The following is a 22,026-nucleotide window of genomic DNA, read 5'->3' on the forward strand; positions in this document are numbered from 1 at the left end:
ACGCAGGGATTGCGGCGGCTTGAGGCTTGCTCTCAAAGAGTGAAAAGAATGGCGAATTCTTGGGATATCGCGGACCTGAGGAATATGGTTGTTGAACATGAGAGAGTATCATTTATTCCAAGCTGTGCATGTCTGAATGGCCGCTGATGCCGGAGGAGCTCTGGGTGTCGTTGCTCCGAACGCCGGCCGGCGAGCGGAGGTGGAGAAAAGCATAATGGCATTCACAGCGGAGCAATTGGTGGGGAACTCTTCCTTTCTGATGAGCATTCGCTTTTTGGCTGGGCAGATGCGCGGCATGTTCGACGCCGGTCCGCGGCTGGCGCGACTGCTCGCCTCGCATCAACGCTGGCTTCTGACCCAGACTGCCTATGCCCTCCACTTGGAATATGATCCGCGCGACCCGACGTCGGGCTTCACCGCCGTGCGGCTGACCGGGCGCATCACCGCGCACAAGGTGGCGAGCCGCAACACCGTGCTCGCCTTCATCGAAGAACTCTATACCTACCGCTTTATAACCCACACGCCCGGCGACGAGCGGCGGCGGCCACGTCATTTCGAACCGGCCGACGTCAGCCATCAGGGGATGTTTGCCTGGATTCACTTCAATCTCGGCGCGCTCGACCTTCTTGACGGCGGTGAAAGGGCAGCCTTTTTCCAGGCAAATCCATCGCTGATGCGGCTCATTCAGCCGCGCATTGCCCGCCATTGCCTCGAAGATGCCGCCTGGCGCGAACCGCCGGAGCAGGTGGCGCTGTTCCTCTGGACGGAAGCCGGCGGCCTCGTCGTCGACAACTTCATCGCCCGGATGGATATGGAAAGCAGCGAGCCGGACAGGCTGTCCGTCGGCCGTGTCGAAACCCGCGCGCTCGCCGCCGATTTCATGATGTCGCGTACCCATCTGCAGCGGCTGTTGGCAAAAGCGGCGCAACGCGGCTGCGTCGGCTGGCAGGACGAGCCGCGCAAGACGCACCTATGGATATCGCGGGATTTTGTCGAGGAATATTGTGCTTGGCAGGCGGTCAAGTTCGCCTATGTCGACGAAGCCTTCGAATGGGCGAAGGCCCAGATCGACGAGATGGCCATCTAATCAGAGAACGATCGCCGCTGTACCTGCGCCAATGCGGGATCCGGCATCGGCCGGCTTGACCGAAAGCTCGCGCTCATATTCCCGCGCGGCACAGACGGCAACGCGGATATGCTCGAAGGTTTCGATGTTGCGCAGAAGCGATATCAGGATCGTCGACATGTTGGGGTACTCTTGATACGAAGGGCAGGCGAAGCGCCTACAGCGCTGCGCGTCTTTTTAAGACGCGCAAAGGACGCTGCGACACGTTGAATTCCTGCTCAATATTGCTGGAAGTCCGAAAAAATGGCGTTCGGGCGCGCCGTACGGCTGTTGATGCCGGTGCCGCGCGCAATCATCTGTTCGTTCGTGGCAAAGCCGAAACGGCTGTAGCCCTGAGTGGAACGAACCTGGTCGCCGGCGAGGCGAAGGGTTTCAAACCCGCTATGGATAGGACGAAAACGCTTGTTCATGGCCTTGGTTCCTGTGATTCCTCCCAAGACACAGCTGATATTGCGATGCAGCATAGATTCCGCAATGCATCACGGCGGGATGCAGCCATGCGAAAATCGCATAGATTGATTCACAAATTATTTAACTTTGGCTAATTTCTAAGCAAAGAGAGGGACTTAAGCTTCGCCTGAAAGATGAGCAGGTCGTTCCAGGCCAGCCGCTTGTTTACAGGTGCGGTTAACAGATCCTGCGGATGCAGGCTGGCTATGGCAGGAATGACACAGTCGGCAACGGCAATCTCCTTCCAACGGCCGCGCAACCCGTGAATCGTATCGTTTTCGCCGAAGAAGAAGCGCGCCGAAAAATTGCCGAGCAGCAGGATCGCCTTGGGTTCGGCAAGCGCGATCTGCCGCTCGATGAAGGGTCGGCAGATGTCCATTTCCGCCGCCGAGGGCGCACGATTGCCAGGTGGTCGCCAGGGGATGACCTGCGTCAACAGAATGGCTGAGCGCGTCAGCCCGATCGCCGCCAGCATCTTGTCGAACAACTGGCCGGATTTTCCCGAGAAAGGCATACCCTCGCGATCGTCTTCGGCGCTCGGCGCCGAGCCGATCACCATGATCCCGCTTTCGGCATCGCCGCTGGCAAAGATGGTCGAGCGGGCACTGTGCTTGAGGTTGCAGCCGCCGAAGGATTCGATCGCGGTCTTGAGCTCGACGAGCGATCGCGCGGTTTCGGCGACGAAGCGCGCCTGCTGCACAGCCTCGCCATCCGGGATTGCCGGTTGCGGACCGGACGCTGCGCGTTCGGCAGGTGCTGGGCGTGCCGCTGCATTCGGACGCGGCGGTGCCTGACCTGGGGCCGGGCGTTCCCCAGCGGCGGGACGTTGCTGCTGCGCCTGTGCCGCCGCCGGGCGGCGGGCGGCCTTCATCGCCTCGAACTCGGCGAAGCGGTCGATCGCCTCTTCCTCCAGCAGCCATTCCACGCCGGCATCGGCATGGAAATGCAGAAGCGCTGCGAGCTCGGCTGGGGAAAGGTCGTTGGCGGAGATCATGCGGGCAAGCTTAGCGGAGTGACAGGGGCATTGAAAGGGCGGACGGCCGATTGCCCGACCTTGCCGGCTCTATTGCACAGTCCATTGCGCGATGTCGTCGCGTTCGCCGATCAGCGCCAGGCCATGGGCGATCGACAACAGCTCGCCGCCGCTTTCGATCCGGTCGCGCTCGAAGCGTTCGGTGAAGATGCGGCGCACCGCCGGCACGAATGAGGTGCCGCCAGTGAGGAACACCTTGTCGATCTCCGACGGTTTCGTCTCGGTCTTGTCGAGCACGTCGTCGAGCGCGCCTTCGATGCGGGCGAGATCATCGGCGATCCAGCCTTCAAAGTCGCTCCGTTTGATGCTGCGATGTCCACCGCGACCAAGCGGCGCGAAATCGAAAGGCGCCTCCTCCGAGGCCGAGAGCGCCATCTTCGTCGCCGACACAGCCTGATAGAGCGGGTAGCCCTCGTCATGGTCGATGAGGTCGATGAAGATTTCGAGCTTTTCCGGCTCCAGGCTGGTGCGCACCAGCTTCTTCAGATCCTCGAATTCGCGCGTCGTCTTGAAGATCGACAGCTGGTTCCAGCGGCCGAAGCTGGAATAGTAGTTGGACGGCACTTCGAGAATCTTGTCGAAGCTTTTGAAATGGCTGCCCTTGCCGATCAGCGGCGCGACGATGTTGTCGATCATCCTGTAGTCGAAATGATCGCCGGCGACGCCGACGCCGGAATGGCCGATCGGTGTTGCCGTCAGCTTGCCGGCGACGGTCTCGAAGCGGATCAGCGAATAGTCGGTCGTGCCGCCGCCGAAATCGGCGACCAGCACGGTGGCATCCTGCTTCAGGTTCTGCGCGAAGTAGAAGGCGGCGGCGACCGGCTCATAGACATAGTGGATTTCGGGAAAACCGAAACGCGACAGAGCCTCATTGTAGCGTTCGGTCGCCAGCGCCGGATCGGGGCTGGCGCCGGCAAAATGCACCGGCCGGCCAGTGACGATACGGCTGACATCGGAAGGCCAGTGGTCGCCGGCATAGTTGCGCAGGCGCCGCACGAAGATCTCCATCAGATCTTCGAAATTATGCCGCTTGGCGAAGATCAGCGTGCCCTGGAACAGCGCGCTCGCCGCAAAGGTCTTGATCGACTGCAGAAAGCGACATTCGCCGGGATTGTCGATGAATTGACGGATCGCTGCATGGCCCGCCTCCACCTTCAGTGCTGAGGCGCCGAGCTGGGCATCCTTCATGAAGGAAAGCGCCGTGCGCATGCTGTCGGCCGTACCTTCCGTGCTCGTGAACGCCATCGAGCGCGTCGCCCCGCCATCCGCCATGGCGAGAACCGTATTCGTCGTGCCGAAGTCGAAACCCAGCGCCTGAGCCATGCCCGCACCTCTTCATGCCGATTGTTATTGGAGACGGAGCATCGCTCCGCGAAAGGGCGTGAGGACGCCCCGGAAATCAGGAGGGCGGGTGATGCCACAGGGGCGTGACACATTCAAGAGGATTGAAGGCGCATATGTCTCGCAGAAATGCTGCTCTTTGCCTCCTCTCTCTCGGCCGAGAGAGAAGAGAGACATCGCGTGGCAGATCGGCAATGCCGAAGTTTCAGCCGACCGCTACTCGGCGGCCATCGCCCTTGCCTCTTCCAGCTGCGGCTCCTCGACCTTCTTGTGCCCGACCAGGCGGCCGAGGAAGTTTCCGAAGCGGTCCATCTCGACGAAGATGACCGGGGTGATGAAGAGCGTCAGCATCTGCGAGACGATCAGGCCGCCGACGACGGCGATGCCGAGCGGCTGGCGCAGTTCCGAACTTGCGCCGGTGCCGAGCGCGATCGGCAAGGCGCCGAGCAGGGCGCAGAAGGTCGTCATCATGATCGGCCGGAAGCGTCGCACGCAGGCCTCGTGGATCGCCACCGTCGCCTTTTCGCCGGTCGTGCGCATGGTCTCCACCGCCACGTCGATCATCATGATCGCGTTCTTCTTGACGATGCCGATCAGCATCAGCAGGCCGATAAGGGCTATGATCGACAGGTCGAAACCCATGATATCAAGCGCCAGCAGCGCACCGAAGGCCGCGGCCGGCAGGCCGGACAGAATGGTGAGCGGGTGGATGAAGCTCTCGTAGAGCACGCCGAGCACGACATAGATGGTCAGCACCGCCGCCAGGATGAGGTATGGCGTATTGCCCTGAGACTGCTCGAATATCTGCGCTGTACCGCCATAGGAGGTGAAGACGTCGGCCGGCATGCTCATTTCCGTCTTGATCTGGTCGATTGCCGCCGTCGCGTCGCTGAGCGAGACGCCTTCCGGCAGGTTGAAGGAAACGGTGGTCGAGACGAGCTGGCCGGTCTGGTTGATTGTTACAGGGCCGACCGTGCGCTCGACATGCGCGAAGTTTGAAAGCGGCACCAGGCTGCCATTGGTCGAGGCGACACGGATTTCCGAGAGCTTCTGGTCGTCCCAGGGCTTGCTGGTGTCATATTCGACGATGACGTCGTAGCTGTCACCGGTAGACTGGATTTCCGCCGCTGCATATCCGCTGAAGGATTCCTGCAGCGTCGTGCGCAGCGTATCATTGTCGATCCCGTAGGCGGCTGCCCGCTCGGTATCGATGACGATGTTGGCCTGCAGGGCGTTGTTCTGGGCGTCCGAGGTCACGTCGGTGAACAGCCGGTCCTTGCGCATCGCCGCCTGGATCTTGCCGGCCCACAGGTTGGTCTGATCAGCACTCAGCGCCTGCACCACCAGCTGATATTGGCTGGCCGTCTGGCGACCGCCGAAGCGCAGGCTCTGGTTCGGTGTCACGAAGGCCTGCAGGCCGGGGATCTTGTTGATCGCCGTGCGCAGCTCGCGCAGCGTCTGGTCAAGCGGCGCACGCTGGTCCTTGTCCTTGAGTTCGACGAACATCGAGCCGTTGTTCTGTGGCTTGTTCGGGTTGCCGCCGATCGTCGACATCACATGGTTGACCGCCGGGTTCGCCTTGACGACGGCTGCCGCCTGCTGCTGCAGCGCCGCCATTGCGGAATAGGAAATGTCCTGCCGGGCCTGCGTGCTGATCGTCAGGCGGCCGATATCCTCCTGTGGGAAGAAGCTTGTCGGCAGCGTCATGAAGAAATAGATCGTCAGTGCCACCGAGGCGAGGAAAACGCCGAGGATCGTGGGGCGGTGGCGAAGGCACCAGCCGACAGCCCTGTCATAGCCGCGCAGCGTCCGTTCGAAGCCGGCATCGAAGATGCGGATCATGAGCGGCGGGCGGCTCTGGTGGTTGGACAGACGCGAGGCGAGCATCGGCGTCACGGTCAGCGAGACGATTGCCGAGGAGATGATCGCAATCGCAACCACCATGCCGAATTCGTTGAACACGCGGCCGACAACGCCGCCCATCAGCAGGATCGGGATGAAGACCGCGATCAACGAAACCGACATGGAAATGATGGTGTAGCTGACTTCGCCCGCACCCTTGATCGCCGCTTCCCGCACGGGCATGCCTTCCTCGACATGGCGCAGAATGTTCTCGAGCATGACAATGGCGTCATCCACCACGAGACCCACCGCGAGCGTTAGCCCAAGCAGCGAGATGTTGTCGATACTGTAGCCGAGCACATACATCATGCCGAAGGTCGAGATCAGCGACAGCGGAACGGCAAGCCCGGGAATGATCGTTGCCGTGGCATGGCCGGTAAAGAGGTAGATGACGAGAACGACGAGGCCGATCGTCAGGAGCAGCGTGAACTTCACGTCGGAGATGGCATCGCGAATCGGCTTTGCGGCGTCATTCATGACGACCGTGTTGACGGAGGGCGGGATTTCGGCGTGAAGCTGCGGCAGCTTGGCGTTGATCGCATCGACGACATCGACCGTGTTGGCATCCGGCTGACGCTGGATGGCGAGGATGATGCCGCGCTGGCCGTCATACCAGCTGCCGGTATACTGGTTCTCGACACTGTCTTGCACATCGGCAATATCGCCGAGGTGGATCGGCGCGCCGTTCGGATTGGCAATGACCAGCGAACGGAATTGTTCGGCGCTGGTGCGCTGCGTGTTCGCCGTGATGGTCATGCTCTGCGAATTGTTCTGCAGCGTTCCCACAGGCTGCTGGCTGTTGGCGGCAGCAAGCGCCTTGTTCACGGTGTCGATGCCGATGCCGCGGGTCAAAAGCTTGTTGGGATCGACCTCGACGCGCACGGCATAGGTCTGCGCACCGTAGACGCTGACCTGGGCAACGCCGGGAAGCGTCGAAAGCGACGGCGAGATGATGTTCTCGGCGATGTCGTCAAGCTTGCTGCGCGGCATGGTGTTGCTCTGCACCGAGAGCAGCATGACAGGCGCATCGGCCGGGTTCGTCTTGCGATAACTCGGCGGCGTCGTCAGATTGTCGGGCAACTGCCGGGTGGCATGCGAAATCGCGGCCTGCACGTCGGCTGCGGCCGCATCGATATTACGACTGAGGTCGAACTGCAGCACGATGCTGGTGCTGCCGAGCGAACTGGAGGCGCTGATTTCGGTGATCCCGGGAATGGTCTCGAACTGCTTGATCAGCGGCGTCGAGACCGAGGTCGCCATCGTCTGCGGCGAGGCACCGCTCAACTGCGCCGAAACGTTGATGGTGGGAAAGTCGACCTGCGGTAGCGCTGCGACGGGTACAAGCTGATAACCGGCAAGACCGGCCAGAATGACGCCGATCGCAAGCAGCGTCGTCGCGACGGGGCGCTGGATACAGAAATTCGGGATCATTGCTGAGCTCCCACCGCGATTGTCTCGGAGGGCTGCTGTTGCCGAGGCTCTTCGGCGGAGGCGACATCAAGCGCCTTTTCATCGAACTGCTCGTTGATCGCCTGTTGGTCGTTGAGCTGTCCCTGGCCCTCGACGACGACGTGATCGCCTGCCTGAAGACCCGATTCTATGGCGGTGAAGCCGCCATTTGCGCGGGCAACGGTGACGGCCGTCAGATGCGATTTGCCGTCCTTGGCGACGAAGGCGAAGAACCCCTCCGGACCAGGGCTGACGGCAACCGTCGGCACCACTACCTGCTGTTCGTCATTGTTGAAATGCACGACGATGTTGACCGACTGGCCGGGCCAGAGCGCGCCGGAAGCATTCTCGAATTTCGCCTTGGCGAGGATCGTGCCCGAGGCCGTGTCGACCGTGTTGTCGTAGAAGCTGATCTCGCCCTTTCGGACTTGCCCCTTGGTGGAGCTGGGAGCGGTGCTGACCTCGACTGGACCACTTGCCAAAGCGCTCTTCAGCTCCCTGAGATAGCGTTCCTGAAGGTGAAATTTGACATAGATCGGATCGTATTTCGCAATTGTGACGATTGCCGCGCCGGCGCTGAGGAAAGCGCCCTTGCTGACGGCGATATCGCCGAGCCGGCCGTCGAAGGGAGCGCGGATATCGGTGTGCTCGAGGATGATCTGATCGGAGGCCAGCGACGCCTTGTCGGCCTCAACAGTGGCTGCGGCGGTATCACGGGCGGCGACCGCCTGGTCGAGGCTCTGCTGGGTGCCGGCCTTCTGATCGAAGAGGTCCTGTGCGCGTGTCAATGCGGTCGCGGCTTCCGAAAGGGTTGCCGTGTCGCGCACGATCATCGCATTATCCTTGTCGACGGTCGCCTTGGCCGTCCGGTCGTCCAGCTTGGCGATCAGGTCACCGGCTTTGACGGTCGCCCCATCCTGCGCATTGATGCTGACGATTAGGCCCTGTTCCTGCGCGGCAATGGTCGTATTGTCATCGGCATCGGCCCAGCCGGACGCCGTCACATCCATCGGCAGCGTCGTCTCCACGGCTGCAACAGTCTTGACGACGGTCGGGCCGCCGCCACCGCGTCTGCGTCCACCGCCCTGATGTTGCCCCCCATCCTGCCCCGGATTGGCCTGCCCCTGATCGGCCTGTGCCTGCTGCCCGCCGCCATCGCCGCCGGCCGGCTGCTTGATGAACTGCGAGAGGTAGGGAATGCGGGAGGCATAAGGGACCAGATTCCCGAATTGCCAGACGCCGACGGCGGCAACTGCGATAACGCTGACGGTGATCCAAAATTTCTTCATGGGCGATACCGGTCTTTGGGCAAGGTTGCGGGGGGCAAGGTTGCGAATTTTATGCCCCGATTGAGCCACTTATATTGCGGCGCAAAAAAGACATAATTCCCGGGTCGCGATCACTAAGTGGTTATAACGGCTTAAATTTTTGTAATGAATATTCCGTAATATTCAAACTATACTAATATAGTCGCAGTGTAACCCGATGCCGTTTGACGGCGGAGGGGCAGGCGGCTCGCGACAAGACGATGTCGATCCGCGCGCCTTCATTTGCCCCCGCGAAGAACACGGAAAAAACCAGAGAAGGCAGGTCGTCATGACCGAGTTGGACGCCAGCGAATTTCGCTCTCTCATCATAAGCGTGTTTCCTGAACTCACGGCCTCCGTCTTCAAACTGGCGTCGAAGGGCTGGGATTCGCTTGCCGTCGACGTCGATGACACGCTGATCTTCAAGTTTCCCCGCCATCCAAGTGCGGAAAGAGCGCTTGTGAAGGAAGCCGCCTTGCTCGATATCGTTCGGTCGTCGCTGTCGATGGCGGTTCCCGACATGCGCATTCACGAGGGGCCGCCGATCTTCTCCAGCCATGCCAAGCTCGACGGCGAACATCTCATTGCTGAAGATTACGATGCGCTTGGCGAAAGCGATCGTCAGCACCTCGCGGAAGATCTCGCGCGTTTTTACGCCGAGCTGCATGTGCTCGACGCCGATCGCATGCGGTCGGCCGGTGCGGAGACGATCCAGCCATGGCAATCGCCCGAGACGGTGCGAATAAAGGCTTTGCCGCTGCTGCCGCCTGACATCAGGAGCTTTGCGCAGGTGATAGTTTCCGATTTCGAAGCCTTGCCGCCCGACCCTTACGGCCACATCTACGGCTTCTTCGACGGTCATGGCTGGAACATGGCCTTCGATCATGCGCAAAGGAGGCTGAACGGCATTTATGATTTCGCCGATTCAGGTTTTGGCCCGTTGCACCAGGAATTCATCTACTCGAATTTCATCTCGCCCGATCTGACCGCCCGTATCGTATCGGCCTATGAAATGCTGACCGGACGCAGGCTCGACCGGCGACGCATTGCGATCCTGACGGGATTCCATCGTCTTTCCGAGCTCGCCGAATTTGCGGACGATCCGGCTTACGTCGAACAGATGATCCGAAGTGCGGCGACATGGGCGGCGGCGGCCCGCGTCGGCTGAGAGGGAATGGTCACACGGACCGCGCCGCGCCGCCGTCGCAGCGGATGAGCGAGCCGGTGATGTAGCTTGCCGGCTGGCTGCACAGGAAGGCAGCGGTTGCGGCAAATTCGTCGACCCTGCCGTAGCGGCCGACCGGAATGCGCGCTTCCTTGTCGGTACGGATCTCCTCGAGGCTCTTGCCAGTCCGCTTTGCCGCAGCCCCGTCGAGATCGTCGAGCCGCGCCGTCAGGATACTGCCCGGCAGGAGCAGATTGGTGGTGACGCCGAAGCCCGCCACTTCGGAGGCAAGCGTCTTGCTCCAGCCGGCAAGGGCCGGGCGCAGCGTATTCGACAGCGCCAGATTGGCGATTGGTTCGATCACGCCGGATGAGGCAACGGTCAGGATGCGGCCCCAGCCCTGCGCCTTCATGCCGGGCAGCAGCGCATTGGTGAGCGTGATCACCCGAGCGACCATGGAGAGGAAATAGCTTTCGAGCTTTTCGCCCGTCATGTCCTCCGTCGTACCAGGCGTCGGTCCGCCGGTATTGTTGACGAGGATATCGAGCCCGCCGAACTTCTCCTTCACCGCCGTCGTCACCATCTCGACGAAGCGTTCGTCCCCGAGATCGGCCCAGATCCAGTCGGCCCGGCCTTTGCCTTCGCCATTGATCGCCTGGCAATTGGCCTCCAGCTGTTCGCCGCTGCGCCCGCAGAGCAGTACGTTTGCGCCCTCACGCGCCAGCGCCACGGCGATGCCGAGGCCGAGGCCGCGCGAGGAGGCGAGGACGAGTGCCCGTTTGCCCTTGATGCCGAGATCCATGATTGTCCTCCGATAGCTTTGATCGATGTATAAGGCGCAAGCGGCGGAAAAGGAAAGGGCATGTGACCGGTTCGGCAGCGTTTGATAATTGACGTTGACGTAAGCGTTATGTAATTCTGTCTCGCGAGGCCTCATCATTGTGCGAATTGGAAGATTGGCTGTCGTATCCCGGCTCGACAATGCTTTCTCGTTTTGACAAGAAAGTGCCATGACGGGGATGACGGCCGCGTGCCGCCAAGCGGAGACGAGTGAATGACCGAGACGACTGAGCTGCCCGAACGCGAGAGCATGGAATTCGACGTGGTGATCGTGGGCGCCGGTCCTGCCGGTCTTGCGGCGGCGATCCGGTTGAAGCAGGTCAATCCGGAACTGTCGGTCGTCGTGCTGGAGAAGGGCGCGGAAGTTGGCGCGCATATCCTCTCGGGCGCCGTGGTCGACCCGATTGGCATCGACCGGCTGCTGCCCGGCTGGCGCGACGAGGCCGATCATCCGTTCAAGACCAAGGTCACTGCCGATCACTTCCTGCTGCTCGGTCCGGCCGGCTCTATTCGCCTGCCGAATGTGCTGATGCCGCCCCTGATGAACAATCACGGCAACTACATCGTCTCGCTCGGGCTCGTCTGTCGCTGGCTGGCGACCAAAGCCGAAGAACTCGGCGTCGAGATCTATCCGGGTTTTGCCGCAACCGAAGTGCTCTACAATGACGAGGGTGCCGTCATCGGGGTCGCCACCGGCGACATGGGCATCGAAAAGAACGGCGAACCCGGCCCGAACTATACCCGCGGCATGGAACTGCTCGGCAAATATGTGCTGATCGGCGAGGGTGTACGTGGCTCGCTCGCCAAGCAGCTGATTGCCAAGTTCGATCTGCAGAAGGACCGTGAACCGCAAAAGTTCGGCATCGGCATCAAGGAGCTCTGGCAGGTCAAGCCGGAGAACCACAGGCCGGGCCTGGTGCAGCACTCCTTCGGCTGGCCGCTCGGCATGAAGACCGGCGGCGGCTCCTTCCTCTATCACCTGGAAGACAATCTGGTGGCGGTCGGCTTCGTCGTCCACCTCAATTACAAGAACCCCTATCTCTATCCCTTCGAGGAATTCCAGCGCTTCAAGACCCATCCGGCGATCCGCACCACCTTCGAGGGCGGCAAGCGGCTGTCCTATGGGGCGCGTGCCATCACCGAGGGCGGCTACCAGTCGGTGCCGAAGCTTTCCTTCCCCGGCGGCGCGCTGATCGGCTGTTCGGCCGGTCTGGTCAACGTGCCGCGCATCAAGGGCAGCCACAATGCGGTGCTGTCGGGCATGCTGGCGGCCGAGAAGATCGCCGCGGCGATTGTATCAGGCCGCAGCCATGACGACGTGACCGAGATCGAGACTGAATGGCGCAAGGGCGACATCGGCAAGGATTTGAAGCGCGTCCGCAACGTCAAGCCGCTTTGGTCGAAGTTCGGCACCGCGCTTGGCGTGGCGCTCGGCGGCTTCGACATGTGGACCAACACGTTGCTCGGTTTCTCCTTCTTCGGCACGCTGAAACATGGCAAGACCGATGCCCAGTCGCTCGAACCTGCCTCGATGCACAAGCCGATCGCCTATCCGAAGCCCGATGGCGTCTTGACCTTCGACCGGCTGTCCTCGGTGTTCCTGTCGAACACCAATCACGAGGAAGACCAGCCGGTGCATCTGCAGGTCAAGGACATGAACCTCCAGAAGTCGTCCGAGCATGACATCTATGCCGGCCCGTCGACGCGCTACTGTCCGGCCGGCGTCTATGAATGGGTGGAAAAGGATGGCAAGGACGTCTTCGTCATCAACGCCCAGAACTGCGTGCACTGCAAGACCTGCGACATCAAGGACCCGAACCAGAACATCAACTGGGTGCCGCCGCAGGGCGGCGAGGGGCCGGTCTATCCGAACATGTGAGGCGGATTGTCCTCGCGGCCGACAATTTTCACGTGCTGACGCCTTCGTGATCGCCTCCTGCCGGAGGCTGTTAGCGTTTCATTAACCATAATTTCCTTAGCTTGCGACATCGTGTTGACGCACTAAGGACACATTCATGACAATCTCCCGCCGGGGCTTCCTGATCGCCCTGCCGCTTTTTGTGACCGGCTGTTCTTCGACTGGTTTGAACAGCCAGACCAATTATGCCGCACTTCCGGATGAAAAATTCCCGTTGAGGCAGGTGCCGATCGACAAGATCAAGCCGGAGCTCCGCCGCCAGGAAGTGGCCTACGAAACCACGCATGCTGCCGGCACCGTGATCGTCGACACACCCGCGCGCCGCGCCTATTACGTCCTCGGCGACGGCAGGGCGATGCGCTACGGGGTCGGTGTCGGCCGCGAGGGGCTGGCCTTTGCCGGCAATGCTTATATCGGCCGTAAGGCCGAGTGGCCGAGCTGGACGCCGACCGAAAACATGCAGCGCCGCGAAGAGCGCTATCGCAAGCTTGCCGGCGGCATGCCGGGCGGACCGAACAACCCGCTGGGTGCGCGGGCCATGTACCTCTTCCGCGGCGGCAACGACACGCATTTTCGCATTCATGGCACCAACCAGCCGCAATCGATTGGTCTCGCCATGTCGAGCGGCTGTGTCCGCATGATGAACCATGACGTGATCGACCTCTATAGCCGCGTCGAGGTCGGCGCCAGGGTCGTCGTCATCCAGGCTTAAGCAATACAGAGACGGCATTTCTCACGAAAAAGCCGCCGTAGCGATCGCTGCCGGCGGCTTTCGACGTGTCGGTCCTAGCTGGTTAGCGGCGTGGCGCGGCAATACCCGTCGAAAGCGCCACGCCGATGCCTGTGATCACGGCGGCGCTGATTTCGGTCATGCCGATCGCTTCGCCAAGCAGGAAGCCGCCGCCAAGCGTCGCGAGCACCGGCGTCAGCGCCGTGAAGGCGGCAGCCTGTGTTCCCCCGAGTGTTCTGACGGCGGTGCCGTAGGCTACCATGGCGACGAGGCCGGAAAGAACGCCCTGGCTCAGCACCTGCAGGCCGATCTCCTGAAGAGGAACCTGTGGCAGCGAGATGCCGAAGATGAGGGCCAGCGCGCCCATGATCAGGAAGGACCAGACGGCGATCAGGGCGCTCGCCTGCACGGCCGTCAGGCCCGAGCGGCGGAAGGCATGCGTATAGCTTGCCCAGAGAACGGCGCCGGCTGGCAGCAGAACGAAGCTCGTCCATGGCAGCGAGGCGTCCGCAAGGCTGCGCGTGAGCAGGATCAGCACGCCGGCGACGATCGCGACGAGCCCAGCGATACGGGTGCCGTCAGGCCTCTCACGAAACAGCGCAATGCCGATCAGCGCCGCGGCAAGCGGCATGGAGCCGCCGAGCAAAATCCCCGAGGAGGCGGCCGGCGTCGAGTGGATTGCCAGCGTGGTCAGCAGGAAAAAGACGGCGCCGGAGCCCGACACCATGATTGCCAGCAGGTGAAGTGGCAGGGCCTTCGGCAGCAGTCCCGTCTTCAGCCAGACTGGCGAAAGCACCAGCGCCGGAATTCCGAAGCGGATCAGCCCGATGTCGATCGAGCCGAGCGACGTTGCGGCGCTGTGGCGCGTGACCAGAAACCATGTCGCCCAGATCAGCACGGTAATAGTGCCGCCGGCATAACCCAGTACCTGCGACGGCGACTTGTCGTTCGTGAATGCAATGGTGGTCATCGTCCTGTCCTTTCTTTCATCCGGAGCCTGTCCGGTTGAAGAGAAGACTAGCGCCAGAGGCCAAGGCATGTCCTTGCTATCTATGGCTTAAAAATCATGCTATGCGCAATCTTATGCCAATTGATGCCAACAGGGATCGCGAAAATGCCAAATCTCGATAAATTCGATATCGCCATCCTGAAGTGCCTGCAGGAGGATGCGCGGGCCACCAATGTCGAGATCGCCGAGAAGGTGAACCTTTCGCCGTCGCCCTGCCTGCGCCGCATCCGCAATCTCGAACGCTCCGGGATCATCCGCGGTTACACGGCGGATATCGACCGCAAGGAGGTCGGTCTCGGCCTCACCGTCTTCGTCGAATTCAAGGTCGTCCAGCACAGCCGCGAAAATTCCGAGGCGCAGCAGAAGGCGCTGCTCGCAATCCCCGAGATCGTCTCCTGCTTCCTGATTTCGGGCACGGCCGATTTCCTCGCCGAAGTGGTGGTGGAGGATCTCGCCGCCTACGAACGGCTTCTGACCGAAACGCTGTTGACCCTGCCGAATGTCAGCGACATCCGCTCGAACTTCGCCATCCGCAGCATGAAGACGCATGGGCCGTTGAAACTGCCCGAGGGAAAATAATTCCCCTCGGGCATTATTGCGGGTTAGAGCAGCGTCCCGCTGAGGATGAGCAGCGCCACCGAGAAGTAGATGACGAGCCCGGTGACATCGACCAGCGTGGCGACGAAGGGGGCCGAGGCGCTGGCCGGATCGAGCCGGAGCTTCTGCAGCACGAAGGGCAGCATCGAACCGCAGATCGAGCCGAAGGTGACGATCCCGATCAGGGCGGCAAACACCGTGACGGCGACCATCTGCCAGTGCGGGCCGTAATCGTAGAGCCCGGCCGACTGCCAGAAGACGATGCGGACGAAGCCGACGAGGCCGAGGATCGCGCCGAGCACGACGCCGGTCGGCAGTTCGCGCAAAAGCACCTTCCACCAGTCCGAAAGCTTCAGCTCGCCGAGCGCCAGCGCCCGGATGATCAGCGACGTCGCCTGCGAACCGGAATTGCCGCCAGAGCTCATGATCAGTGGGATGAACAGCGTCAGAACCACGGCCTTTTCCAGCTCGCCTTCGAAATGCTGCATGGCGCTTGCCGTCAGCATCTCGCCGAGGAACAGGGCTGCGAGCCAGCCGGCGCGCTTGCGGATCATGCCGGCGAAGCTGATCTTCATGTAGGGCTGGCCGAGCGCCTCCATGCCGCCGAACCTCTGGGCCGCTTCCGTCGTGTCCGATATCATCGTGTCGATCACGTCGTCGACGGTGACGATGCCGAGCATCTGCCCATGTTCGTCGGTGACGGGCAGGGCGAGCAGGTCGTGCTTGCGGATCAGCCGAGCGACATCCTCCTGCTTCATCAGCGGATCGGCCGAAACCGGCGCGCCCTTCTGTGCCACCGAGAGGATCGAAGCGTCGGGCTCGCCGGTGATGAGGCGACGCAGCGTCACCACATGCAGCAGCGCATGGCTGACCTCGTCCAGCACATAGATGGCGTAGACGGTTTCGCGCGAGCGTTCGACCTGGCGCACATGGTCGAGTGTGCGGGCGACGGTCCAGCTATCAGGCACGCTGACGAACTCCGTCGTCATGATGCCGCCGGCCGTGCGGGGCGGATAGCCCATTAGGTGCTGGATCGCGATGCGCACCGGTTCGTCGAGGCTGGAGAACAGCCGGGCGCGGGTCTCGCCGTCGAGTTCAAGCAGCACGTCGGCGACGCGGTCGTTTGACATGCCGTGCAGCAGCCGTGCGGCATCCTCGGCGCTGATCAGCGCAAGAATCTGTGCGGCGTTGCGAAGCTCCGGCCGGTCGAGAATGTTGACCGCATAGTCCAACGGCATGCCGCATAGAACACGCCCGGCGTCCTGGACGCTCAGCGCGTTCAACGCTTCGACGCGTTCGGCGATCGTTGCGCCGCGGCTGTTGTTGATGAAGGCACGGGCGGCATGGCCTGCCCGAAGAGGGAAGCGATTGATATTCATTTGAGGCTCGCCTTTCCGTCGATCCGCCGTAGCGTCCGATCGGGCGAGCCGACAGGAGTCGGTCAGCGCACGAGGGCCGCGTACGGCAAAGGCAATCGACTGCTACTGTCGCTTGGCATCGTTATGATGGCTCCGTTGAAATCCGTGGCTGACGAGTGTCATTCACGTGTTGTGCTAGGTGGTCCCGAACGCGGAAAAAGTCAAGCGGGGTAAATGCTTAACGCCAGAATGTCGCACCCCGCGGTGCGGCATTCCAGGCAGGTATGGTTTATACGAGCTTGCGGGAAATACCGGGCCCGCTGGCTGCGATCTCAGAATCCTGCAAGCACAGCCTTGCCCTTCATCCTGCCGCTTTCGACCATGGCATGCGCCGTCTTGAGGTTTGCCGCATCGATCGGCCCGACGATCTCTGAAAGCGTCGTGCGGATCTTTCCGCCGTCGACGAGTTCGGAAACCCTGTTCAGCAGCTTGTGCTGCTCGATCATGTCAGGCGTGCCGTAGAGCGGGCGGGTGAACATCAACTCCCAATGAACGGAGACCGCCTTGCGCTTGAAGGGTACGACGTCGAGGGTCTTCGGATCGTCGATCAGCGCGAAGCGGCCTTGCGGCGCAATCGCTTCGACGATGTCGCCGATATGGCTGTCGGTATTGGTGGTCGAGAATATGAATCCCGGCGCGCCGATGCCGAGCGCTGCCACCTGCGGCGCGATCGGTTTGGAATGGTCGACGACGTGATGCGCACCGAGTTCCTTCACCCAGTCCTGCGTTTCCGGCCGCGAGGCCGTGGCGATCACCGTCAGGTCGGTCAATGCCCGGGCGATCTGGATGGCGATCGAGCCGACGCCGCCAGCGCCGCCGATGATCAGGATGGATCGTGCCGCTCCCGAAACCGCGTCCTGCACCTTCAGCCGGTCGAACAGCGCTTCGTAGGCCGTGATCGAGGTCAGCGGCAGGGCCGCCGCGGCCGCGAAATCGAGGCTCTTCGGCTTGGCGCCGACGATGCGCTCGTCGACGAGATGGAATTCCGCATTGCTGCCCGGGCGGCTGATGACGCCGGAATAGAATACCTCGTCGCCGGGCTTGAACAGGGTGACATCAGCGCCGACGGCCTTGACGATGCCGGCGGCATCCCAGCCAAGCACCTTCAGTTCGTCCGCGGGCGGTGCGGAATGGGCGCGCACCTTCACGTCGACGGGATTGACCGAAACGGCTTTGATCTCGACGAGCAGATCGTGGCCTCCAGCCTCCGGCATCGGCAGCTCGACATCGATCAGCGAGGTCTCGGCGGAGATTGGTTGGGGCGTTTTATAGGCGACGGCGCGCATGGGAAACTCCTGTGTTCGTTGCACGGAAGCTAGATGCGCACTATGTTCCGACTACGCAAGAATGCACAAATTCTGTACGTAGTACCCAAAAGGATACTGTAAAATGTCATTGCCGCGCGCCAAGCTCGTCAAGAATTTCCCCGGCTGCCCGGTCGAAGCGACGCTGACTTACCTCGACGGGAAGTGGAAGGGCGTGATCCTTTTTCATCTGATGCAAGGAACCCTGCGCTTCAACGAATTGCGGCGTAAGCTGCCGGCCGTGACCCAGCGCATGCTGACCAAGCAACTGCGTGAACTGGAAGAGTCCGGTCTGGTATCACGCACCGTCTATCCGGTCGTGCCGCCGAGGGTCGAATATGCAATGACGCCGCTCGGCATGACGCTGAAGCCTGTCATCCAGGCGTTGGCCGCCTGGGGTGACGATTATGTCTTCTGCAGTCCGGAAGGCCGCGAGCTGCGCTTGGCCTCAGACGGCCTGCGCGCTCCGGTCACGGCGCTCGAGGCGTAGCGAGGCTGCAAAGACGAAGAGGCCGAGAAAGGATAGCACCGCACCGACGTAGCCGGTCGCCGCAAAACCGTAGCCCCAGGCGATGACGAGACCGCCGAGCCAGGCGCCGATCGCATTGGCGATGTTGAAGGCGGAATGGTTAGAAGCGGCCGCAAGTGTCTGCGCATCGGCGGCGACATCCATCAGCCGCGTCTGCAGCGCCGGGCCGGCGGCAAAACCGCAGCCGACGAGGAAGACGCAAAGGCCGAGCATATAGGGATTGGCGGCGGTCAGCGAGAAGGTGGTGAGCACGACGACATTATAGATCAGCGACCCGCCGATCGTGCCGAGCAGCGATTTGTCGGCGAGCCACGAGCCGATGAAATTGCCCGCATTCATGCCGACACCGAAGAGGACCAGCATGATCGGAACGGCTGCTTCCGGCAGCATAGCCACCTCAGTCGTTGTCGAGGCGATATAGCTGAACATCGCAAACATGCCGCCGTAACCGACGGCGGCGATGCCGAGCGTCAGCCACACCTGCGGCCGGCGGAAGGCGCCGAGTTCGCGCAGGAACCCCGCTTCCTCTGAAACCCTGTCCTTCGGAACGTAGAACCAGATCAGCGCCACCGTCAGCAGGCCGAGCACGCCGACCGAGAAAAACGCCACCTGCCAGTCGAGCGACTGGCCGAAGAATGTCGTCAACGGCGTGCCGAGAAGTGTCGCAACGGTCAGGCCGAGCATGACGCGGCCAACGGCACGGGCGCGGCGATGCACAGGCACCATCGAGGCGGCGACAAGGGCCGCGACGCCGAAATAGGCGCCGTGCGGCAGGCCGCTGACGAAGCGCAGCAGCGTGAAGCTTTCGAAGGTCGGCGCCATCGCGCTGAGGATGTTACCGGCGGCAAAGATCAGCATCAGCATCAAAAGCAGCGTGCGGCGCGCCATCTTCGCGGCGAGCACGGCAATGACGGGTGCGCCGACGACGACGCCGAGCGCATAGGCGCTGATGACGTAGCCGGCTTGCGGCGTAGTGACTGAGAAGGTGTCGGCGACATTGGGCAGCAGCCCCATGATCGCGAATTCGCCGGTGCCGATGCCGAAGCCGCCGCAGGCGAGCGCCAGCTGGACCAGCGCCACGGTCATTGCCGACGGCAGCTCTTCATTCTGGCTATCTATTGAAATATCAGCGGCAATCTCACTCACGAGAGCTCCTCGAGGCGGTTTCTGCTTGGCAATGGCCCCTGGCGCAGGCGCGGCCGCGAGCCGATCGGTGGAAATGGTGGGAGTTGGAGACGAGGTCTCCGATGGACCATCTATCCGTGGGTTCGCGGCTGCCGTCGAGTGCATTTTTTGCAGTGCAGCGTCCTGCTATGTGCATACGTCTATTGCAATTTTTGCATTTCTGCCCTTTGTCCGGAAAGAAGGCTGCGCTTGAAATCGGCGATGCCGCAACCATCTCAGGGGCAAGGCAGGAGCATTTCCTCCGCGCCAGAGACGGGAGCTCTCATGAAGCTTGTAGGCTTTTTCAATCGCGACGGCGGTACCTTCAGGACCACCGACATGCTGGCCTACGAAAAGAGGGCAGAGGCGGCTTTCCGCGAAGCGGGGCACGATTTCGACGCCATCGTCTTCTCAGGAAAGGAAATCATTCCCGCCATGGAGCGAGCGGCCAAGCGCGATGATATCGACGGCATCGTCGCCGGCGGCGGCGACGGCACAATTTCGGCAGCGGCATCGATCGCCTGGAAAAACGGAATTGCGCTCGGCGTCGTGCCTGCAGGCACGATGAACCTCTTTGCCCGCTCGCTGCGTGTGCCGCTTGATATCTGGCAGGCGCTTGATGTGCTTGCCTCCGGCGAGGTCGACAATGTCGATATCGCCAGCGCCAACGGTCGCCCCTTCATCCACCAGTTTTCCGCCGGTCTGCATGCTCGCATGGTGCGCTACCGCAACGCCTACAGCTATCGTTCCCGGCTGGGCAAGATCCGGGCAAGCACGAAGGCGGCATTGGGCGTCATCTTCAACCCGCCGGAGTTCGAGGTCGAGTTCGAGGCGATCGGCATGCGCGAGCGCCGCAGGGTGTCGGCCATATCAGTCTCCAACAATCCCTTCGGTGAGAACGCGCTGCTCTACGCCGATAATTTGAGAAGCGGCGAACTCGGCTTCTACACGGCAAATCCGCTGAAGCCTCTCGGTGTCGCCCGTCTCGCCATCGACATGCTGCGCGGCAAGGTCCGCGAGAATGCCGATGTCATGGTGATGCACCCGGCCGAGGTGCACCTGCATTTCCCGAAACTGCGCTCCAAGGCCAATTGCGTCATGGACGGCGAGTTGCTGCCGCTCCAACGCGACGTCTCGATCCGGCTGCATCCGGGCGAATTGAAGGTTCTCGTCAAGCAGGGTCTCGCAGCGCAGGTGGATGCCAGCGAACGCCGCGAGCCCGCTGCGTGAACCGCCCGCGGTAGAGACTTCAGAGCCGCGGCAGATAGGTGCGGTAGTCGAAATCCGAAACCGTGCGGAGATGCGCAAGCGCTTCCTTGCGCTTGGTGTCGCCATAGAGCGCCTGATAACCCGCGCCGAAGATATCCGTGATGAACGGCGAGGTGCGGAAGGTCTCGACGGCGCTGAGGAAATCATGCGTCAGTCGCGTGGTATTCGCCGGTATGTGCGAGGGCGTCGTCTCTTCGCCGGGGTCGAGTTCGCCATCGAGACCGGTGAGCATGCCGCCCAGGATCGCCGCGAGCAGCAGATAGGGATTGGCATCGGCGCCGGCGACGCGGTGTTCGATGCGTGCGGCCGGACCATCCTTGTCGGGGATGCGGATCGCCGTGCCGCGATGGCCGCTGCCCCAGGTCAGATCGACAGGCGCGAACGAGCCCGGCTGGAAGCGCCGGTAGGAATTGGCGAAGGGAGCGAAGATCAGCTGCGCCTCGCGCATGGTGTTAAGCAGGCCTGCTGTCACCGATTTGATCAGCTTCGGCTCGCCGCCCTTGGCGTCGAGGATGTTGCGGCCTTGCCGGTCGATGATGCTCGCATGCACATGCAGGCCGGAGCCGGCATGTTCGGAATAGGGCTTGGCCATGCAGGTCGATTTCAACCCGTGGCGGCGCGCCGCCTGTTCGGCGATGCGCTTGAGATAGAGGCAATCATCGGCGGCTGCCAGCGCATCGGGGCGATGCAGCAGGTTGACCTCGAACTGGCCCGGACCGAATTCCGCTGTCGTCGCATCCGCCGGCAGCCCCTGCGCCGTCGCATATGCCCTCAGTGTTCTGAGATAGTCGTCGAGCGCGTCGACGGCGCTCATGTCGTAGAGCTGGAAGCCGTTCGGTTCGCCGCGATAGGTGAGGCTTTCCGGGGGGGAAGGGCGTCCGGCTTCGCGCCAGTCTGCCGACATCACGTAGAATTCCAGCTCGGTGGCGACGACGGGCGTCAGCCCGCGCGCGGCATAGCGCTCCAGCACCGAAGCGAGGATGGCGCGCGGATCCATGAAGCTCGGGCTGCCGTCGAATTCGTGCATGGTGGCGAGCACCTGCATCGAGCCCTCGGGCGCCCAGGGCATCGGCGCCAGGCTGCGCCGGTCTGGGACGACCTTGCCGTCAGGATCGCCGATCGTCAGTGACAGGCCGGTGATATCGTCATTGTCGTCACCCCAGATGTCGAGCGATTGCGTCGAGGTCGGCAGGCGGATGTCCCCGGCCCAGACCTTGGCTTCGGCGCCGGGTGGAAGCTGTTTGCCGCGCAGGTCGCCGTTCATGCCGACGATCATGACCTCGAAACGCGGGTCGCCGCCATCGGTCTTGCCGTCCATCCTGTCGCTCGCCATGACCTTGAAAATCCTCCGGGGCAAGGCCAAGCTCCTACCCCATCGATAGAAGCCTTTCAATCCGCGGGGCTCTTTTGCCAGTCATGCCCGACACTTGCCCGCCCTCCAACCTTGCCGCGATCGACGCCGTGCACCATCTGCA

General features: G+C 62.1%; 19 protein-coding genes. 7 read left to right on the forward strand and 12 right to left on the reverse strand.

All coding sequences use genetic code 11. From position 1 onward, the window contains the following. Positions 1 to 214 precede the first annotated feature (214 nt). A complete protein-coding gene (locus tag ELH03_RS05445) occupies positions 215 to 1,087 on the forward strand; it encodes a hypothetical protein (RefSeq protein ID WP_128403834.1) in 873 nt (290 codons plus the stop codon). On the opposite strand, the gene ELH03_RS37270 is transcribed toward ELH03_RS05445, so the two are convergent. The 6 genes from ELH03_RS37270 to ELH03_RS05470 form a co-directional block, all read right to left on the reverse strand. Further along, positions 1,088 to 1,246: a hypothetical protein gene (locus tag ELH03_RS37270; RefSeq protein WP_164902133.1), complete on the reverse strand. Its 159-nt coding sequence runs from the start codon at positions 1,244 to 1,246 to the stop codon at positions 1,088 to 1,090. It abuts the gene before it with no gap. Between the two features lie 98 nt (positions 1,247 to 1,344). Then, entirely contained in the window at positions 1,345 to 1,536 is a 192-nt protein-coding gene (locus ELH03_RS05450) for a hypothetical protein (RefSeq protein ID WP_003546802.1), read from the reverse strand. A gap of 131 nt (positions 1,537 to 1,667) precedes the next feature. After that, positions 1,668 to 2,570, reverse strand: a complete 903-nt coding sequence (locus ELH03_RS05455; RefSeq protein WP_128403833.1) for a uracil-DNA glycosylase — start codon at positions 2,568 to 2,570, stop codon at positions 1,668 to 1,670. A 69-nt stretch (positions 2,571 to 2,639) separates the two neighbouring features. Next, positions 2,640 to 3,932 (reverse strand): Hsp70 family protein, encoded by a 1,293-nt coding sequence (locus tag ELH03_RS05460; protein ID WP_128403832.1) that lies wholly within the window; start codon positions 3,930 to 3,932, stop codon positions 2,640 to 2,642. A gap of 234 nt (positions 3,933 to 4,166) precedes the next feature. Next, on the reverse strand, positions 4,167 to 7,283 hold the full coding sequence (locus ELH03_RS05465) for an efflux RND transporter permease subunit (RefSeq protein WP_128403831.1): 3,117 nt from the start codon (positions 7,281 to 7,283) through the stop codon (positions 4,167 to 4,169). Beyond that, positions 7,280 to 8,590: an efflux RND transporter periplasmic adaptor subunit gene (locus tag ELH03_RS05470; protein ID WP_128403830.1), complete on the reverse strand. Its 1,311-nt coding sequence runs from the start codon at positions 8,588 to 8,590 to the stop codon at positions 7,280 to 7,282. The genes ELH03_RS05465 and ELH03_RS05470 overlap by 4 nt, the downstream gene beginning before the upstream one ends. Positions 8,591 to 8,897: 307 nt before the next feature. Between ELH03_RS05470 and ELH03_RS05475 the strand changes: the two genes are divergently transcribed. Next, positions 8,898 to 9,776 (forward strand): phosphotransferase family protein, encoded by an 879-nt coding sequence (locus ELH03_RS05475; RefSeq protein ID WP_128403829.1) that lies wholly within the window; start codon positions 8,898 to 8,900, stop codon positions 9,774 to 9,776. A gap of 10 nt (positions 9,777 to 9,786) precedes the next feature. Here the strand turns inward: ELH03_RS05475 and ELH03_RS05480 are convergent, their stop codons facing one another. Continuing rightward, the gene (locus ELH03_RS05480; protein ID WP_128403828.1) at positions 9,787 to 10,575 is read right to left on the reverse strand and encodes an SDR family oxidoreductase; all 789 of its coding nucleotides are present in this window, start codon (positions 10,573 to 10,575) and stop codon (positions 9,787 to 9,789) included. Between the two features lie 252 nt (positions 10,576 to 10,827). Between ELH03_RS05480 and ELH03_RS05485 the strand changes: the two genes are divergently transcribed. Both ELH03_RS05485 and ELH03_RS05490 read left to right on the forward strand, forming a co-directional pair. Further along, positions 10,828 to 12,492 carry an electron transfer flavoprotein-ubiquinone oxidoreductase gene (locus ELH03_RS05485; protein ID WP_128409676.1) on the forward strand — a complete coding sequence of 555 codons (1,665 nt, stop codon included), beginning with the start codon at positions 10,828 to 10,830 and terminating at the stop codon, positions 12,490 to 12,492. 136 nt (positions 12,493 to 12,628) lie between these two features. Further along, positions 12,629 to 13,243 (forward strand): L,D-transpeptidase, encoded by a 615-nt coding sequence (locus tag ELH03_RS05490; protein WP_128409677.1) that lies wholly within the window; start codon positions 12,629 to 12,631, stop codon positions 13,241 to 13,243. 82 nt (positions 13,244 to 13,325) lie between these two features. Here the strand turns inward: ELH03_RS05490 and ELH03_RS05495 are convergent, their stop codons facing one another. Then, a complete protein-coding gene (locus ELH03_RS05495) occupies positions 13,326 to 14,231 on the reverse strand; it encodes a DMT family transporter (protein WP_128409678.1) in 906 nt (301 codons plus the stop codon). 96 nt (positions 14,232 to 14,327) lie between these two features. Here ELH03_RS05495 and ELH03_RS05500 point away from each other — a divergent pair, with 96 nt between their 5' ends. After that, positions 14,328 to 14,849: an Lrp/AsnC family transcriptional regulator gene (locus ELH03_RS05500; protein ID WP_196766935.1), complete on the forward strand. Its 522-nt coding sequence runs from the start codon at positions 14,328 to 14,330 to the stop codon at positions 14,847 to 14,849. Positions 14,850 to 14,872: 23 nt separating this feature from the next. On the opposite strand, the gene mgtE is transcribed toward ELH03_RS05500, so the two are convergent. Then, entirely contained in the window at positions 14,873 to 16,246 is a 1,374-nt protein-coding gene (mgtE, locus tag ELH03_RS05505) for a magnesium transporter (RefSeq protein WP_028734311.1), read from the reverse strand. Between the two features lie 311 nt (positions 16,247 to 16,557). Then, positions 16,558 to 17,571, reverse strand: coding sequence for a zinc-binding alcohol dehydrogenase family protein (locus ELH03_RS05510; RefSeq protein WP_128409679.1), 1,014 nt, complete (start codon positions 17,569 to 17,571; stop codon positions 16,558 to 16,560). Between the two features lie 103 nt (positions 17,572 to 17,674). On the opposite strand from ELH03_RS05510, the gene ELH03_RS05515 reads away from it, so the two are divergent. Further along, the gene (locus ELH03_RS05515; protein WP_128409680.1) at positions 17,675 to 18,079 is read left to right on the forward strand and encodes a winged helix-turn-helix transcriptional regulator; all 405 of its coding nucleotides are present in this window, start codon (positions 17,675 to 17,677) and stop codon (positions 18,077 to 18,079) included. On the opposite strand, the gene ELH03_RS05520 is transcribed toward ELH03_RS05515, so the two are convergent. Continuing rightward, the gene (locus tag ELH03_RS05520) at positions 18,038 to 19,264 is read right to left on the reverse strand and encodes an MFS transporter (RefSeq protein ID WP_130766129.1); all 1,227 of its coding nucleotides are present in this window, start codon (positions 19,262 to 19,264) and stop codon (positions 18,038 to 18,040) included. The two genes, ELH03_RS05515 and ELH03_RS05520, sit on opposite strands and share 42 nt — an antisense overlap. 303 nt (positions 19,265 to 19,567) lie before the next feature. On the opposite strand from ELH03_RS05520, the gene ELH03_RS05525 reads away from it, so the two are divergent. Further along, complete coding sequence (locus tag ELH03_RS05525; RefSeq protein ID WP_130766130.1) at positions 19,568 to 20,512, forward strand: diacylglycerol/lipid kinase family protein; 945 nt, start codon at positions 19,568 to 19,570, stop codon at positions 20,510 to 20,512. Between the two features lie 19 nt (positions 20,513 to 20,531). Here ELH03_RS05525 and ELH03_RS05530 read toward each other — a convergent pair whose 3' ends face one another. Next, positions 20,532 to 21,884 carry a glutamine synthetase family protein gene (locus tag ELH03_RS05530; protein WP_130766131.1) on the reverse strand — a complete coding sequence of 451 codons (1,353 nt, stop codon included), beginning with the start codon at positions 21,882 to 21,884 and terminating at the stop codon, positions 20,532 to 20,534. Between the last annotated feature and the right edge of the window lie 142 nt (positions 21,885 to 22,026).

The organism is Rhizobium beringeri (assembly GCF_004306515.1).
Lineage (GTDB): Bacteria > Pseudomonadota > Alphaproteobacteria > Rhizobiales > Rhizobiaceae > Rhizobium > Rhizobium beringeri.